10 protein-coding genes are annotated in these 16,237 nt (G+C 68.6%); 4 read left to right on the forward strand and 6 right to left on the reverse strand.

Going from position 1 to position 16,237, the window contains the following annotated elements:
* The first annotated feature begins 53 nt into the window (after nucleotides 1–53).
* The 3 genes from VT85_RS14125 (at nucleotide 54) to VT85_RS14135 (ending at nucleotide 1,618) form a co-directional block, all read left to right on the forward strand.
* Nucleotides 54–587, forward strand: coding sequence for a hypothetical protein (locus tag VT85_RS14125; RefSeq protein WP_156512872.1), 534 nt, complete (start codon nucleotides 54–56; stop codon nucleotides 585–587).
* A 241-nt stretch (nucleotides 588–828) separates the two neighbouring features.
* Complete coding sequence (locus VT85_RS14130; RefSeq protein ID WP_156512873.1) at nucleotides 829–1,326, forward strand: hypothetical protein; 498 nt, start codon at nucleotides 829–831, stop codon at nucleotides 1,324–1,326.
* Nucleotides 1,327–1,405: 79 nt separating this feature from the next.
* The gene (locus VT85_RS14135) at nucleotides 1,406–1,618 is read left to right on the forward strand and encodes a hypothetical protein (protein ID WP_068416292.1); all 213 of its coding nucleotides are present in this window, start codon (nucleotides 1,406–1,408) and stop codon (nucleotides 1,616–1,618) included.
* Here VT85_RS14135 and VT85_RS14140 read toward each other — a convergent pair.
* The 4 genes from VT85_RS14140 to secA all read right to left on the reverse strand — a co-directional run bounded on the left by VT85_RS14140 (nucleotide 1,611) and on the right by secA (nucleotide 12,311).
* Nucleotides 1,611–6,167: a hypothetical protein gene (locus tag VT85_RS14140; protein ID WP_068416297.1), complete on the reverse strand. Its 4,557-nt coding sequence runs from the start codon at nucleotides 6,165–6,167 to the stop codon at nucleotides 1,611–1,613. The two genes, VT85_RS14135 and VT85_RS14140, sit on opposite strands and share 8 nt — an antisense overlap.
* A 374-nt stretch (nucleotides 6,168–6,541) precedes the next feature.
* A complete protein-coding gene (locus VT85_RS14145; RefSeq protein ID WP_197490703.1) occupies nucleotides 6,542–6,907 on the reverse strand; it encodes a DUF3467 domain-containing protein in 366 nt (121 codons plus the stop codon).
* Between the two features lie 133 nt (nucleotides 6,908–7,040).
* Entirely contained in the window at nucleotides 7,041–8,351 is a 1,311-nt protein-coding gene (locus tag VT85_RS14150; protein WP_068416305.1) for a 3-deoxy-D-manno-octulosonic acid transferase, read from the reverse strand.
* A 315-nt stretch (nucleotides 8,352–8,666) separates the two neighbouring features.
* On the reverse strand, nucleotides 8,667–12,311 hold the full coding sequence (gene secA / locus VT85_RS29870; RefSeq protein WP_068416308.1) for a preprotein translocase subunit SecA: 3,645 nt from the start codon (nucleotides 12,309–12,311) through the stop codon (nucleotides 8,667–8,669).
* A 467-nt stretch (nucleotides 12,312–12,778) separates the two neighbouring features.
* Between secA and VT85_RS14160 the strand changes: the two genes are divergently transcribed.
* Entirely contained in the window at nucleotides 12,779–13,438 is a 660-nt protein-coding gene (locus tag VT85_RS14160; RefSeq protein ID WP_068416311.1) for a Uma2 family endonuclease, read from the forward strand.
* A gap of 16 nt (nucleotides 13,439–13,454) precedes the next feature.
* On the opposite strand, the gene VT85_RS14165 is transcribed toward VT85_RS14160, so the two are convergent.
* The gene (locus VT85_RS14165; protein WP_068416314.1) at nucleotides 13,455–14,384 is read right to left on the reverse strand and encodes a glycerophosphodiester phosphodiesterase; all 930 of its coding nucleotides are present in this window, start codon (nucleotides 14,382–14,384) and stop codon (nucleotides 13,455–13,457) included.
* 31 nt (nucleotides 14,385–14,415) lie between these two features.
* Nucleotides 14,416–16,185, reverse strand: a complete 1,770-nt coding sequence (locus VT85_RS14170) for a hypothetical protein (RefSeq protein WP_068416317.1) — start codon at nucleotides 16,183–16,185, stop codon at nucleotides 14,416–14,418.
* Nucleotides 16,186–16,237 lie beyond the last annotated feature (52 nt).

A 16,237-nucleotide genomic window follows, 5' to 3' on the forward strand; every position in this document is an offset into this window, starting at 1 on the left:
TCCATCCGTACAGGACGGCGGCGATCATGGAGTCCATGACGACGAGACTACCCGTGACGTTGGTTTTCGTGTCCGGCGACGTCCTGGCGGGGGAGTTCCTGCTCTCGACCGTGGACGGCGATCAAGTCCAGGGCCATCGCCTGGTGCTGAGGTTCGACGGAGAGGAAATCGCGGTCGCCGATTGCGAGTATTTCTCGGCCCTCGCCGCGATCCGGTCGGCTCTCGAACCGCGAGGCCTCGCTCCCCGCTGCTACGGCGCCAGTCGAAACGTGTACCCGTCCCGATTGACTCGGGATTGGGGCGGCATGCGCGCTTATCGTATGTTTCTGGGGCGTCCGGGGGCCGTTGAGGACCTCGTCTCCATCTTCGACGACGGGCCCGACGTGGACCCGGTCTCCGTCCAGGTCCAGGAGGAGTTCTACCTGGAGTGGACGCGAAGCCTGGATCCGACCCGGAGAGTGGCGGCGGAGGCTGCGGCGGCCAGGCCTTCGCGTCGCTTCCGGTGGCTCCCGATTTTCAATACGAGGAAAGGGCTGACCGTCCCGGACCCTGGGGCGGACGTCGCATCGGCGGAAGCCCCGCGATGATGCGGAGATCCGAAGGTTCCGGAGCCGGTCGCCATGGTGGCGGCGCCCACCGCCGCGCGGTCGCCGGCCGTCGTCGAAGCGGCGGGGCGTCAGGGCCCTCACCCGGCCCATCAAGGCAATCCCCGCCCCTCCTCCCATCTCATCACCATCCCCACTCGTTCCCCACCGTTGCCCCCGCCCGAATCCTGGGCGGTCGGTCTTTCGCGGACCCCCGGGGTCGGCCATCACAAAAGAGGCTGTCATGAGTTCACCGCTGTTCCCCGGCGCCGATGTGCGGTACGGCGCGATGTCTGATGACGCGACGGCCCGTCATGAAGCGATCGTCGACCTGTTCGGTCGTTATCTGATGTGGCTGCGGCGAAGGAATCACGAATCGACGAGGACGCTGACGGAGGATTCCGTCGCCAGATCGAAGCTGGGGGCCATCCAGCGGCGTCCGTTCGACGGGGCTTCGGAGTTGGCCGACGACGAGCGCGAGGTCGCAATCCTCCTGGCGGAGGCCTCGGCTGACAGGTTCATACGATCGTTTTTTCATTTTCTGAACCATCAGGGGACGGACTTCCCCCTGGGCGAGGGGCATCACCTCCGATTCCGCCTTGAGGTCGAGGTCTCTCGGAATCGCGACGGCGAGATCGTCGAGCGCGACGTCATCAATCGGGGTGGGGCAAGGTGCCTGCACGACTATTGGGGGAGGTGGATCAATCGGGCCGGCGACGAGATCGCCCCCGCATCGGAATGAGGAGCCGATTCCGACCCGGCGGGGATGCGTGATGGAGCGTTGGCCCCGGAGCGGAGTGCCGTGACCCAGGCTGGGTCGCATGGCCGATTCCGTCGACATCTTCGAGGAGGGACGGGGTGTCGATCCGGCCTCGGTCGAGGACCACGAGGCCTTCCTTCCGGAGTGGCTCGGCCGTCTCGGCGGTAGACGGGAATCGGGGGCGGGTCGCAACGGAAAACGGCCGTCCCCGATCCGGCAGGGATCGGGGACGGCCGCGTTTTTCACGACGATTCAGCCGTTCGGGATCAGGTGAACGGGTTCTTGATGTCGTCCCAGAGCTTCTCGAGGGCGCTCTTCTTGCCGGCTTCGGCCTTGGCGGCCTTCTGGGCCGCGGCCTTGGCGGCCTGGGCCTGGGCGGCGGCCTGCTGCTGGGCGGCCAGCTCGGCCGCGGCGGTCTTGGCGGCGGCCGACGGGTCGGGGGTCGTCGGCGTCGTCGGGACTTCGGTGGAGACCGCGGCCGTCGACACGGGCGTCGCGGCGGCGGCCGGATCGGTCGTCTGGTCGGCGACCAGGGGCGTGGCCGTCGGCAGCGTGGTGCTCGGCTTGCCGGTCTGCTGGTTCTGGTTCGCCAGGTTGACCAGGGCGGCCACGATCTGGTTCGACTGGTCGCCGGTCGCGGCCGGAGTCGTGGTCGTCGGGGTCGGGGTCGGCGTCGGGGTCGGCGTCGGGGTCGGGGTGGGCGCCGGGATCGGCGTCGGGGTCTGATTCTGAGAGATCACCCCGCCCTGGACGACGCTGATGAGGTTGACCTTTTGGCCGTTGACCACCTTGGTGGTCGAGATGGCCCTGGACTCCCTTTGCTGGTGCTGCGGGGAGTTCTGGAACAGCGTGTAGACCGGGAACGACGTGCCGGGGGCCTCGTTGCGGTCGATCTTGAACCGGGCCGGCGACATGCCGCGATAGCGGGCGACGGCGGCCTTGGGGACCCACATGAAGTTCGGCAGCTTGTGCTGCAGGGCCGTGGTGTTCCGCTGGGCCGTGGGGTCGACGAGGAAGCCGTTGACCGAAGCCCGCTGGCGGTCGACGACCACATAGTCGTCCGGCTTGGGGAGGAGGGTCTGCGAGAGCATCTTGAGGCTCTCGAGGCTGACCCCGCCCTTGAGCTGGCCGTTGGCGATGAAGTCGAAGAAGTTGAACCGCCGCTGGAGGACCGCGGGCTGGTCCGGATTCTCGTTGAAGAGGAGGTTGTTGATGCCTCCCTCGGGCTGGGCGTAGGTGGCGGTGCCGCCGAGGAACCGGGCCATGGCGCCGGCCTCGGGCATGCCCTTGGTGGCGGCCGTGTCGGTGAAGTCCTGGACCTCCTGGGCCGTCAGGACGCCGTCGTTGTTGGCGTCGATGATCGGCAGGATGTTGTGGCTGATCAGGTAGTTCAGGGCGATCGTGCCTTCGATCGCGGCGACGGCGTTGCTGACCGAGACGCGGGCGTAGGCCGGCGGCTCGTTGGCCCCCACGAACTTGTTCTGCTTGTCGGTCGAGCTGACCAGGGCCGGGGTGGCGAGGCTGCCGCCGTCGTTGAGGTCGAAGGCGGGGACGGCCGTCCAGGCGAGGATGCCGTTGATCCCGTCGGGCGAGTTGTAGGCCGAGAGGTCGCCGATCGCGTGCTGGCCGAAGTTCAGCGTGCGGACGCCGACCGGGGTGGTCAGGTAGGCGTCCGAGGTGATCCCCTGGTCCTTGTTGATGTTGGTCCAGTAGTCCAGGGCCGAGGCCACCATGGCGTAGGCGCCGGTCAGGATGCCGGTGGACATCGAGGTCCCGACCTGGGTGAAGGTCAGGCGGTTGGCGGCGTCGCCGGTGCTGTCGGCGGTGGTCCCGCCGGTGGTGCTCCCGGCCTGGATCTCGGAGAACCGCCTGCGGAACGTCGGCACGTCGATCGCCGGGGCGGCGAAGTCGGTGGCGATGCCGCGGTTGACGGCCCCCGGGATGCGGTCGTTCCAGATGTTGAAGTCGGCCCCGGCGAAGATGTCGACGTTCCCCGCGACGTTGGTGTCGGTCCCGCCGCCGCCGGTCCCGCCGCCGCCGGCGTTGGTCCCGCCCGCGGTGGCCGTCCCGCCGATCGAGATGGCGTTGCCGAAGACCAGGATCGGGCCGCGCGGGTTGGGGATCGCCCCCACGGGGACGTTGTTCGGCGTCGTGTTGACGTCCCCGGCGTACGGGAACGGATAGACGCCCGTCACCGAGATCGTCTCGTTGAGGATGGCCGGCAGCGACATGCCATTGGTGTCGCCCAGCGAGGGATCGTCGGCGTTGCTCCGGAACTGGCCGGTGTTCGTGCTGCCGGTGGTGGTGCCGCCGCCGGTGCCGCCGCCGGTCCCGCCGCCGGTGGTCCCGCCGCCCGAGCCCAACCCGAGCGGAGAGCCGAACTGGCCGGCCGCCGCGATCGGCGCGATCCCGAGCTGGCGGAACTTCTTGAGCTGGAGCTTCAGGGCGATGACGATCTGGGGGTAGTTGCGGTACGCCTGGGCCTCGCTGGTCCAGGTCTGGGTAGTGCCGAAGGCCATCGTCGAGGCGATGACGCGGGACACCTGGCCCGGCCGCACCGGGTCGTTGACGTAGGGCCGCGAGGCGACGTAGGCCAGGCCGTTGTAGACGCCGTTGGTGGTCGTCAGGGCGTTGGCCGCCGCGGTCAGGCTGGTGGTCCCGCCGGTGTTGCCGCCGGTGCCGCCCCCGGTGCCGCCCCCGGTCCCGCCGCCGCCGGTGGTCCCGCCGATGGAGATGGTCCGGTTGCCGAAGTAGGGGGAGAAGATCGACACCGGGTCCAGGGTCGCCTGGGGCACGAACTGGGCGACCACGCCCGCCACCGGCGTGCCGTGGCCGTCGAAGCTGTTGGCGAGGACGGTGCCGGTGGTGGTGGTGCCGCCGCCGGTGCCGCCTCCGGTGCCGCCGCCGCCGGTGGTCGTGGTGCTCGTGTCGAGCGAGGCGACGTCGATGTTGCCGTTGCCCCCGGTGTAGAGGTTTTTGCCGGCCCCGACGCGTCCCCGGAAGGGGGAGGAGAGGGAGTCGACGCCCGTGTCGACGACCGCCACCGCACTGCCGCGGCCGTCATACGGCACGCCCAGGGTGCGGAGGTCGTTCAGGCCGATCAGCGAGCCGGAGGTCGAGCCGGCGAGGCTGGAGCTCGTCTTGAACTGCCAGATGCCGTCGCCGTCCGAGGCGTAGAAGGTCGTGCCGTCGGCGGAGAAGGTGATGCTCAGGGTCGAATCCATGAAGCTGGTCGAGTCCTGGGCGCCCGAGGTGTTGAAACCCTGGGCGAACACCGAGATGACGCCGCCCGGCGTGATCCGGATGACCCGGCCGCCGACGTTGCTGCCGCCGGTCGTGTTGCCGTTGCGGACGATCGGCACCAGCGGGTTGGTCGCGGCGTTGTAGGGCTGCGTCGGGTCGGCCTTCTCGATGCCGATGAAGCCGCTCCCCTGCACCGGCACGTTCACGATGACGCCGGCCGGGATGTCCCCTTCCTCGACCGAGGTGACGGGCACGAACAGGCCCGACGCCAGGTCGCTGACGAACAGGTTGCCGGCGTAGGTCGGCTGGCCGGTGATCGTTAGGCCGGTGGTGGTCCCGGTCGTGGTGGCGGCGTCGGCGGCCTCCAGGCCGATCGATTGGGCGAAGTAGCTGTACTGGTCGAAGGCGATGTCCTGGAACCGCCGGAACGGCGTGCTCAGGATCGACGACTCGTCGACCACCAGGGTCTCGGCGGTCGTCGCGTCGGTCACCACCGTCGCGCCGATCAGGAAGTCGCCGTTGGAGCCCTGGACGCCGCTGAACCCCGGCGTCGCCGGGATCCCGCCGCCCGAGGGCGTGCCGAAGTCGGTGAAGGCGGAGTAGACCGGCGAGAAGTAGTCGATGTTCGCCTGGGTCATGCCCACGATCGGCCCGAACGACATCCCGGTCTCCGAGACTCCCTTCGGGAGGCTCGCGGCGTTCGAGATGACCTGGCCCGGCGAGTACTGGTTGGCGTCGAAGAACAGGGCCGCCATGGTCCCGCCCGTCGAGCTGACGCCGCTGCCGGCGATCACCCCGCGGAGGAACTTCTGGAACTCCGGTCCCGGCACGACGACGGCCGTCGGGTTGATGTTGAACTTGGTCGCCGCCTGGCCGTCGGTCAGGGTGACGAAGGCCCCCATGAACGAGCCGTCGGCGCCGATCCGGTAGATCGCGTTCTTGGCCGGGTCGGAGCGGTCCGCCGTGGTGACCAGCATCGACGCCTTGCCGTCGATGTAGCCCTCGGAGTCGAACGCGATGTCGTACCAGTTGGTGAGACCGGTCGCGTCGACCGCATCCCCGGTCGCCCCGCCCAGCGAGTTCGCCGCCGGGTTGCTCCCGTCAGTGTTCAGGGCGTTGGGATCGATCTGGCTCATCACCGTGTTCAGGTCGAAGAACACGCTGGCCTTGCCCGTCGCCGGGTCGATCCGGTAGATCACGCCCGGGCGGTCCACGGCCCCTTCGACGTCGCCGCCGCCGCGGGAGACGGCGTAGAGGCCGTTGCCGAAGATCCCGCCCGGCCCGGCCTGGATCCGGACCATGTCGCCGCCGAACGACGACAGCGGGGTCAGCTCGGCCACCGACGTGATCGGCGCGGGGCTGGTGAGCGTGTCGGCCTCGGTGTTCGAGCTGACGACGACCGTCCCCAGGAAATTGTTGGTCGGCGTTTCCGCCGCCGTGAACACGGCCTGCGTCGGAAAGATCGGCACCACCGGGGCGAGCAGGGCGCGCTGCTCCAGGGGGGTGGGGCCTTCGAGCTTGATGTTGCGATGACGCCGCTTCGCTGGGCCCTGAGCCCGCGGTCGGGATGGCTGAGACATTCCATGATCTCCTAACGCTGGACTCGTCCGTCCTGAACCGAGGCCGAGACGCCCGGCAATCCTCAGTATCGGCGCACCTGGCGTTTGACGATGAGTCGAAACATCCGGCAAGACCCGGACTCGGGTTGCAACCCGCGCACTCGGATCTTTTCTCACCTTCTGAATCGGTCGGCGACGGCGGCGTCGATCAGCGAAAGGGGCTTCGCAAGCGGAAAAATCGCTATTTCCGGGCCGTGGGGCGGGCGGCGAGGCCGAGGACCGGCCGGAGGGGGGCGGGGAGGGGCCGAACGCAACGCGGGAGATCGCGAGGAGCGGACGGCTCCTCGCGATCTCCCGCGATTGGATTTCCGGGATTCGATCGGGGGTCGGTCGACTTACTCGACGACGCCCTTGGGGCCGGCCGGGGCGCCGCCGGACTGGGCCTGCTGCGGGACGTGGGCGCGGCGGCGGACGTCGAGCTCGATCGAGCCGAAGGTCCCCTCGTGCCGCTGGATCGTCATACCCAGCGCGGTCAGGAGCCGCTTGGCCGTGTAGAAGTTCATCACGAGCCGCTGGTTCGCCTTGACGTCCTGCCGGCCCTGAGCGAACGGCTGGGGATTGAGGCCGAAGTCGAGGATGACCTCCTCCGGCGTCGCCGTCACGCGGCAGAAGTTCGAGTACGACGGCACCGTGGCCGAATCGTCGACGACGACTTCGGTGGTCACCTGCTGCTGCTGCGTGGGGTTCTCAGGCTCGCTCATTTCCAGATCCATCCTATTCTTGCTTGGGCCGCCGTGCGGTTCCTGGACCGTGTCCGGGAGAGGAGTCCACGGCGAGTTCTCGGTCCCGGGTCCACGATATCAGGTGCAGACTATCGCGAAACGAAAAAATCGATCAAGCCGATTTTTGCGCGCCGGAGGATTCGACCAGCCGGTCCAGCTCGGACAGGGTCCGCCCCGAGGCGCCGTGCTGGGCGAGCACGAACCGACGGCCCGCCTCGCCCCGCGCCGCGGCCTTCTCGGGATCGTCGAGATCTTCGCGAAGGAGGATCGCCATCTCGCGGGGGCCGGCCACCCGTCGGGCGGCGTCGCGCGCCAGGAGCTGGGCCACCGTCTCGCGGAAGTTGGCCGTGTGCGGGCCGAACATCACGGAGGCGCCGTAGGCGGCCGGCTCCATCATGTTCTGGCCCCCCCGCCCGGGCAGGAGGCTGCCGCCCACGAACGCCACGTCGGCCAGGCCCCAGACCGCCCCGAGTTCGCCGAGGGTGTCGATCAGGACGATCGGCGCCGGCTTGCCGGCCGGAGAAGGCGTCACGGGGCCGCGACTGCGGCGCACCACCGTCTCCCCCTCGGACTCAAGCCAACGGGCCACCGCCTCGAACCGCTCGGCGTGGCGGGGGACCAGGACGAGCCGGAGCCGGGGGTGGTCGCGACGCGCCCCGCGGTAGGCGGCGAGCGCCGCTTCCTCTTCCCCGTCCATCGTGCTCCCGGCCACGAACACGAGGTCCGCGGCCATGAGCCCCAACTCCGCGCGGAGTTCCCGGGTGCGGGCATTGTTGCGATCGCTCTCCAGGCCGTCGAATTTCACCGAGCCGGTGACGCTCACGCGGTCGACGGGGACGCCCAGGTCGACGAACCGGCGGGCGTAGTCCTCGTCCTGCGCCGCGACGGCGTCGATCCGGTGGAGCGTGGGGCCGAGCGGGCGGCGGATCCGCCGGTAACCGCGATGGCTCCGCTCGCTCAGGCGGGCGTTGATGACCGCCACCTTGGCCCCGGACCGCTTGGCCGACCTGATCAGGTTGGGCCACAGCTCCAACTCGACGAGCGCCAGCACCGTCGGCCGGACGCGGGTCATCGCCCGCCGGGTCGCCCAGCTGAAGTCGAAGGGGGCGTAGAACGTGATCAGCTCGGGGAAGGTCCGCCGGGCCACGGCCAGGCCGGTCGGGGTGGTCGTTGAGATCACGACCTCCCAGTTCGGCCGTCGGCGGGCCATCTCGCGGACCAGGGGGCGCAGCAGCAAGACCTCGCCGACGCTCACGGCGTGGAACCAGAGGCAGGGGCCTCCCCCCATCCGGTTGGGCGCATCCCCCGAGAATTTCTCCCAGAGCCCGTCGCGATACTTGCCCGAGCGCACCATTCGGAATACGAGGATCGGCGACAGCACGATCAACGTCGCGGCATAGATCAGGTTCAAAACCAGCGGCATCCCGGGGAATCCTTTCCCGATAGAGAGCGAGTGGTCCGCTCGACGAGACGCGAATTGATCAAGCAATCGCCGTGCCCGCCGCCGTTCGAGACCCCTGACCGACCTTTCGCGAACCGTCGCGGCGTCCGAGCCCTCGCTTGCCACCGCCGGCATGGGAAAACCCACGACGGCCAGCGGATGTCGACTCAAACGCTTGATCCGAAAGGGATAGGGGCGTCGCTCGGGACGCCCCGAGGCCGCGGGCGGCCCCGGACGCCCGGCCCCTCCGGGGGTCGTCCCGGGGGGCTGGGGGGTCGGCGGGGATGCAACGAATGCTCAGAAGATGTCGGGGGACGACGTCTGGCGCATGTGGCAGGCTTTGAACTTTTTTCCCGATCCGCAGGGGCAGGGGTCGTTGCGACCCACCTTTTTGCCAACGTTGCGGACCGGCTCCTTCTTCTTGTCGGACGCCGATTCGCCGGCGTGGATGGCGGCGTCCTGGGCCCGTCGGACGCCGTTGCCGGAGTCGGGGACGGCGGCCAGCGACGACGAGGCCGAGTCGGCGTCCTGATGGATGGCCTGGGCCCGGTCGAGCTTCCAGCGCGAGCCGAGGTACGACAGGAACTCGGGATCGAACTGCTCGACGCGGAAGATCAGGTCGGTGACGCGGTCGCCGATCCCGTTCCACATCTCGCCGAAGATTCGCATCCCCTCGCGCTTGAACTCGACCTTGGGGTCGATCTGGGCGTATCCCTGCAAGCCGATCGAGCTGCGGAGGTGGTCCATCGCCCGGAGGTGTTCCATCCAGCTCGAGTCGAGGATCTGGAGCAGGAGGACCTTCTCCATCTCGCGCATCTCGGGGCGGATCTTGGCGTCGAGGGCCGCCGTGAGCTCCTTGCGGACCTCTTCGGCCGTCTTGGCGGCGAGTTCCTCGGCGGTCGTCGAGGAGCCGAGGTTCTTGTGCGCCCATTCGACCAGCCCGGCGAGGGCCGCCGGGGACGCGGGCGGGGCCGGCTTGTCGCGCGCCGAGGAGTGGGGGAAGGCGGCGTCGAGCCGGGCCGTCAACTCGTCGGAGAGCCGGGCGCCGTCGTACTTCTTGTGGGCCAGGGCGATGAGATGAGCTTCCATCTCGGGCCGGAGCATCGTCTGGAGCTCGGCCGGGTCGACGACGCAGTGCAGCCGCTCCGAAGCCCAGGCGGCGAGCCCTTCGCGGTCGTAGCGGGGCGTCTGGTTCTGGGCGTGCGAGCGATCGCCCAGGAAGCGGGTCGTCGCGATCCGGACGGGAAGCTCCGCCTCCTTGGCGACGTACAGCTCTCGGGCCTGCTCCTTGAGGCTCCGGGCGATCCGGTTCCGGTCGAGCCCCTTCCACGAGTCGAGCTCGGCCGTGAGGCCGAACTTGTGCTGGGCCCAGCCGGCCAGGCTGCGACGGCCCCAGTCGGGCTCCAGGAACTCCTTGGCGGGCTCGAGGTCGAGGCCCTCGATCGAGGCCTTGGCCTGATCGTACAGGAACTCCTCCAGGCCCGGCCGGTCGAGGTCCGATTCGTCGCCGTCGCGGCGTTCGAACTTGCGGAGGTCCTTATCCTTGAGGGAGAGGTTGAAGCGGGTGTTCGCCCAGTTGACCAGGGCGCCCCACGTCCAGTCGGCGGGCTCGGCGTCGGCCGGGACGTTCTCGTCCAGGGCCTCGCGGATCGCCTCGTACAGATGGCGTTCGGCGCGGCGGCGGACGATCTCGCCGGCGTCCTCGAACTCGACGCCCCGGAAGTCGCGGGCGGTCATGTCCGCCCCCAGGCGCTGGGAGGCCCATTCGGCGAAGCTGGCCTGGCCGTAGTCGTCGGCGAGGAAGCGGTCGACGGCGTCCTGGATCTGGGAGTCGATCATCTCCAGGATGCGATCCTTGGGGGACGACCCTTCCAGCAGCGCCTGGCGGAACGAGTAGACCCGCTTCCGCTGCTCGTCCATGACCTCGTCGTATTCGAGGAGGTTCTTGCGGATGTCGAAGTTGCGCTCCTCGACCTTCTTCTGGGCGCCCTCGATTCGGCGGCTGACCATCTTGCTCTCGATGGCCTCCCCCTCCTGCATGCCCAGGCGGGTCAGGACGGCCGACACCCATTCGCCGGCGAACTTCCGCATCAGGTCGTCGTCGAGCGCGAGGAAGAACCGCGACGAGCCGGGGTCGCCCTGGCGGCCCGATCGGCCGCGGAGCTGGTTGTCGATCCGGCGGCTCTCGTGCCGCTCGGTGCCGATGATGTGCAGGCCCCCGGCGGCGGCGACCTCGCGGCCCTCGGCCTTCATCTCTCGCTCGTACTTGTCCACGGCCGCCTGCCAGACCTCGGGCGGGACGTCCAGGCGGGTCTCGTAGAGCGGCCGGCCGTCCTCGTTCACCTCGCGCTTGAGGTCGAACCAGGCCATGAACTCGGGGTTGCCGCCGAGGATGATGTCGGTGCCGCGGCCGGCCATGTTGGTGGCGATCGTGACCGCCCCCCGGCGCCCGGCCTGGGCGACGATCTCGGCCTCGCGCTCGTGGTGCTTGGCGTTGAGCACCTGATGGGCGATGCCGTACCGCGTCAGGTACTCGGACAGCTCCTCCGACTTCTCGATCGTGACCGTCCCCACCAGGATCGGCCGGCCGGTCGCGTGGACCTCCTTGATCTCGTCGAGCAGGGCCTGGTTCTTCTCGCGGTCGTAGCGGAAGATTACGTCCGGGTAGTTCACCCGGCTCAGCCCCCGGTTGGTCGGGATGGCGACCACGTCGAGGCCGTAGACCTTGTAGAACTCGTTGGCCTCGGTCATGGCCGTGCCGGTCATGCCCGAGAGCTTCCTGTACAGCTTGAAGAAGTTCTGGAGGGTGATCGTCGCGAGGGTCTGGTTCTCCTCCTTGATCTTCACCCGTTCCTTGGCCTCGACCGCCTGATGGAGGCCGTCGGACCACTGGCGGCCGACCATGAGCCGGCCCGTGAACTCGTCGACGATGACCACCTCGCCGTTGGGCTGGACCACGTAGTCGCGGTCGCGACGGTACAGGTGGTGCGCCTTCAGCGAGTTGTCGATCAGGTGGGGCCACTCCATGTTGCCCGGGGTGTAGAAGCTCTCCAGCCCGGCGATCTTCTCGGCCTCGCGGATGCCTGCGTCGTTCAGGTGGCAGGTCCGTTCCTTCTCCTTGACCTCGAAATGGTCGTTCCGCTTCAGGAGCCGGGCGATCCGGTCGGCCTCGGCGTACTTCCGCACGTCGTCGAAGGCCGGCCCCGAGATGATCAGGGGGGTCCGCGCCTCGTCGATCAGGATGCTGTCCACCTCGTCGATGACGGCGTAGTGGAGCTCGCCCTGGCACTGCAACTCCGCGGTCGGCTTCATGTTGTCGCGGAGGTAGTCGAAGCCGAACTCGTTGTTGGTGCCGTAGGTGATGTCGCGGCCGTAGATCTCCTGGCGCTCCGTCGAGTCCATCTCGGACTGGATCGCGCCCACCGACATCCCCAGGCCCTGATAAAGCGGGCTCATCCACTCGGCGTCGCGGCGGGCGAGGTAGTCGTTGACCGTGATGACGTGGACGCCCTTGCCGTCCAGCGCGTTCAGGTACGCGGCCAGGGTGGCGACCAGCGTCTTGCCCTCGCCGGTGACCATCTCGGCGATGTTGCCGCCGTGCAGGACCATGCCGCCCATGAGCTGGACGTCGAAGTGCCGCATGTTCAGATAGCGGCGGCCCGCCTCGCGGCAGACGGCGAACGCCTCGGGCATCAGCTGGTCGAGCGTCTCGCCGGCCTCGCGGCGGCGGCGGAACTCGTCCGTCTTGGCCTTCAGGGCGTCGTCCGACAGCGTCTGGACCGAGGGCTCCAGCTCGTTGATCCGGGCCACGATCGGACGCATCTGCCGGATGCGCCGTTCGTTAGAGCTGCCGAAAACTCGCACGAGCCCTTCCGAAACCCCCTCGGACAGGGCCGACAGGGCGTCGGTCGTCTTATCCCAAAGCTCGGTCAGCACTTCCATTGCCGCGTGGTCCCCGTGCGAATGATACGTTGCAGCAAGTCATTGCAATACTGCATCTTACAACGGACTTACGGATTTCGTCAACCGCGACGGTGGGTCTCCCCACGCCGGCCTTTCGGCTTTCACGATCCACTTAATGGGACGGCCGACCGCCAGGTTTTCGCCGCGAGCTCGGATCGCGGGCCAGCTTCCCGGCGTCGACGAGAGCCCGACTTCCCTCGACAGCGAAGGCCGACCGGAGCGCCGACTCTCGAAATTCTACGTCGATCCCATCGGCACAGGTCGGATTATCGGCGGTTTTTCGCTTTCAGGTCGCCTTTTCGCTCACATTCCCCGCGAGCGATCTTCCCATGCCGCCCCGACCGCCGATTTTCCGCCCGCGCTTCCTCTCGCCGCCCCTTGTCTTCCGAGTCCACCTGGGCGCAGAATCCAGGAGAGCGCCCCGCCACCCCCCACGAGGAACGTCCATGTCCGTCAAGACCGAGACGTCGCCCCCCGAGACCGTGGCCGATCTCCTCGAACGCCTCGGAGACGTCCCCGCCTTCCGCGTTCGCCTGGACCCACCCCTCGGCACCGCCACCGAGCGCGACGTGGTGGAAGCCCACGATCGCGAAAACCGACTCTTCGAACTCGTCGACGGCGTCCTGGTGGAGAAGACCATGGGGTTCGAGGAATCTCGTTATGCGATCCTCCTGGCGAGCTATCTGATCGCCTTCCTCCGCGATACCGACCTCGGCGTCGTCCTGGGTGCCGACGGCACGGTGAAGCTGCTCCCCGGCCTCGTCCGCATCCCCGACGTGTCGTTCATCTCGTGGGGGCGTTATCCGAAGGGGCTGCGACCGGGCGAGATCCCCGCCGTGGCCCCCGATTTGGCCGTTGAGATCCTGAGCAAGTCCAACACCCGCAAGGAGATGGCCCGGAAGCTCGACGAATATTTCCAGGCCGGCGTGCGGCTGGTCTGGTACGTCGACCCCAAGGCCCGCGAGGTCCGAGTCTATGAGTCCCCCGCCGACCCCGTCACCCTGACAGCCGCCGACGTCCTTGACGGCGGTGCGGTCCTCCCCGGCTTCCGCCTCCCGCTCGCCGAATGGTTCGACCAGGCCGAACGCACAGGGCCGGCCGTCTGAAACGCGGCACGCCGCGTCAGTCCACCTGGTAATACCGGCGTACGGCTTCCCAGGTCGCTTTCGGGTGGTCGGTGGCGAAGGACATGAAGCCGAGGTCCAGGAGCTTGGCGTAGACGTCGGGGGTAGAGCCTCCCCACGGCAGGGTCTGGTAGAGGACGCCGTGGCGGCGCAGTTCCTCGCCGCGAGCGATCAGGAACGCGTCGGACTCCTTGAACGGGTCCCGAGAGTCCCGGCGAATCTCGGCGACCGGACGCGCGAGGTTGGTGTGGATCTGGAGCTGATCGACGTCGGCGAAGTCGGTCGCGCGAAGTTCCTCGAACCGCCTGAGCAAGGCGTCCTCGCTTCCTCCCATCCAGAGCAGCGTCTTCGACTCCGGCGAAAGCGCCTTCCAGCGCCGGATCAGCGGGTAGTTGGTGGACGCCAGGATGACGCGAGACGCGACGCCGGCCTCGGCCGCTTCCTTCGCGAGTTGGGGCAGGTCCACCTGCTTGATGTCCAGGTAGAGCCGACGCGCCGGATCGGAACCCATCGCCGCGAAGACGTCGCGCAGCGGGCCGACGCGACGGCCCGAGAACCGTTCCCCTTTCCAGGCGCCGACGTCGAGCTTGCTCAACTCCTCGAAGGTGACGTCCCCGACCCCCTTCTTCGCCGTCTCCGCGTCCACGCCCCGCACGACGCGAGCGAACGTCGCGTCGTGGAACGGGACGATGACGCCGTCCTTGGTGGTGCGGACGTCGGCCTCCGGGATGCAGCCGAGCGACCAGCCCAGTTCGAACGCCTCGATCGTATTCTCTTCCGCCAGTTCGCCCGCTCCGCGATGCGCCTGGACGATGAACTCGCCCGGCGGGATGTGCTCGCGCACGGTCCAGGGCGGTTCGGCCCGGACGGAATGCCCGACGGCGGAAACGGCCAGCCAGAGGGGGAAACTCAGCAAGAAGCGGTGCATGGGGTCGGTCCTGGGAGGAGCCGGATCGGGGTCATTCGGCCCACGTCGCCCGGTAGTTGAATCGGTCGTTGGGAGCGGCGTCGCCGTCGAGGGTGAAGGTCGAGGCGTCGCCGCCGATCGGGACGTTGTCGAGCCACTTGAAGTCGAAGGCGACTCGCCTGGAGCCGTCGCCGGGGAAGTCCAAGCCCAGGGCGGAGCGGGGAAGGGCCAGTTCCAGCTCGTTCCCGTCGAAGGCGACCGCGGCGGCGGCGTCCAGCGGCTCGGTCGCGCCGTCGGGCTTGAGGCGCTCGACGGTCGCCATGCCGTCGACGATCTGCTCGCGGTTGACGACGAGGTCGTAGCCCAGCCAGCCGGTCTTCGGGTCGTGGTCCGCGTCGATGCAGAGCGTCATCCAGCGCTCGGCGGGCGCGGTGAGGGGTTCGCGAGTCCTGATGTAAAAAAAGACGAATTCGTCGCCGGGCGCGACCTTCGCAGCCATCAGGTCGTTGCGGCCGGTCTCGTTGACGAAGTCGGGCTCGCCTTTCCAGCCGGGGTGCCGGCGTCGGGCCGGATCGCCGATCGTGTCGCGGAATTCGGGGGCGGCGGCCTTCCAGTCGCCGAACGCGCCGTCGACCCGGACCTTGGCCTTCGCCACGTCGGCCGGCTTGCGCACCCCCTTGTAGCGCCGGACCTCGGAGACGAGCTGGTAATAGTACGCGTCGCCGAAGCCCCCCTTCACCGGCTCGATGTCGCGCGAGTACTCCGGCGTGTACTGGTCGACGAAGAACGTGCCGCCCGGCTTGAGCCGGACGCCCCCCATCGACATCTCCCCCTTGGGGTCGATGAACCGCTGGGCGATCCATTCGTTCCAGCCGGTGATGAAGACGAACGGAGGATCGACCTCGCGGGCCCGCTTCCACTGCTCGGCGAAGTAGAGCCCGCGCTCGGGGTGGCGTTCCTCGGGCGGCGGCTGCTTGCCGTCGTGGAAGCTCCGGCCGATGTTCCCCGTGGGGTGCTGCGCGACGGTCACGGAGATCTGCTCGGGCTTGTCGGGTGCCTCATGCCAGCCGGGGGTCTGGGGCGAGTTGTCGAGCCAGGGCCAACGGTCGCGGCCGTCGCCGAACCAGGAATGCCCCTTCGTCCAGGCCCAGGAGCGGCGGATCGTGAAGAAGTCCTTGACCTCGTCGCTCAGGCCGTCGGTCGGCGCGAGGATCAGGGGCTTGCCGCCCCAGGCGAACCAGTGCTCACGGCCCTTCCCCGGCTTGTAAAAAGTCTTGTAGAGATGTTCGACCGTCCTGGCGCTCGCCGAGTTCGTCAGGAACGCGATCCGGGGCGTCCGCTGGCCGGACGCGCGGAACTCGTCGAGGACCTTCAGCACGGCGTCGCGCACCGAGTCGTACGTCAGGGCGTTGGTGACGTCGAAGAACAGGACGTCGACGTCGGCGTCGTTGAGCATCTGAATATGCTTTCGGATGACGTACGCATCGTCGTCCCGATAGTAGCCGAACAGCGGCTCGGCCCAGTGGTGGAACGCCTGGTTGGGCCCGAACTTCGGGTCGTCCGGGTTCGCCGCCAGGATCTTGGAGAGGTCGTAGACGGGGTTCTGCCCCTCGCTCCAGAGGAAGTAGAAGATCCCCGTGGTCCGATCCGCGCGGGGCGGCCCCGCCTCGTCGAACCCCGGCGTCGTCCGCCCGAGCCCGTCCGTGGCCGTCCAGGTGTCGGCCATCACGTCCCAGACGAGGTCGTCGGCCCCTCTCACCATCTGCGACGAGACGAAGGCGAGCGCCGCCGCCAGGGCGGGCGCGATCTGGAGGAATCTCATGGGGGCATCCTCATGCGGCGGGGGAGGGCGTCGGTGCGAAATCGGGCGGGAA

The sequence above is a fragment of the Planctomyces sp. SH-PL62 genome (genome assembly GCF_001610895.1).
Taxonomy (GTDB): Bacteria; Planctomycetota; Planctomycetia; order Isosphaerales; family Isosphaeraceae; genus Paludisphaera.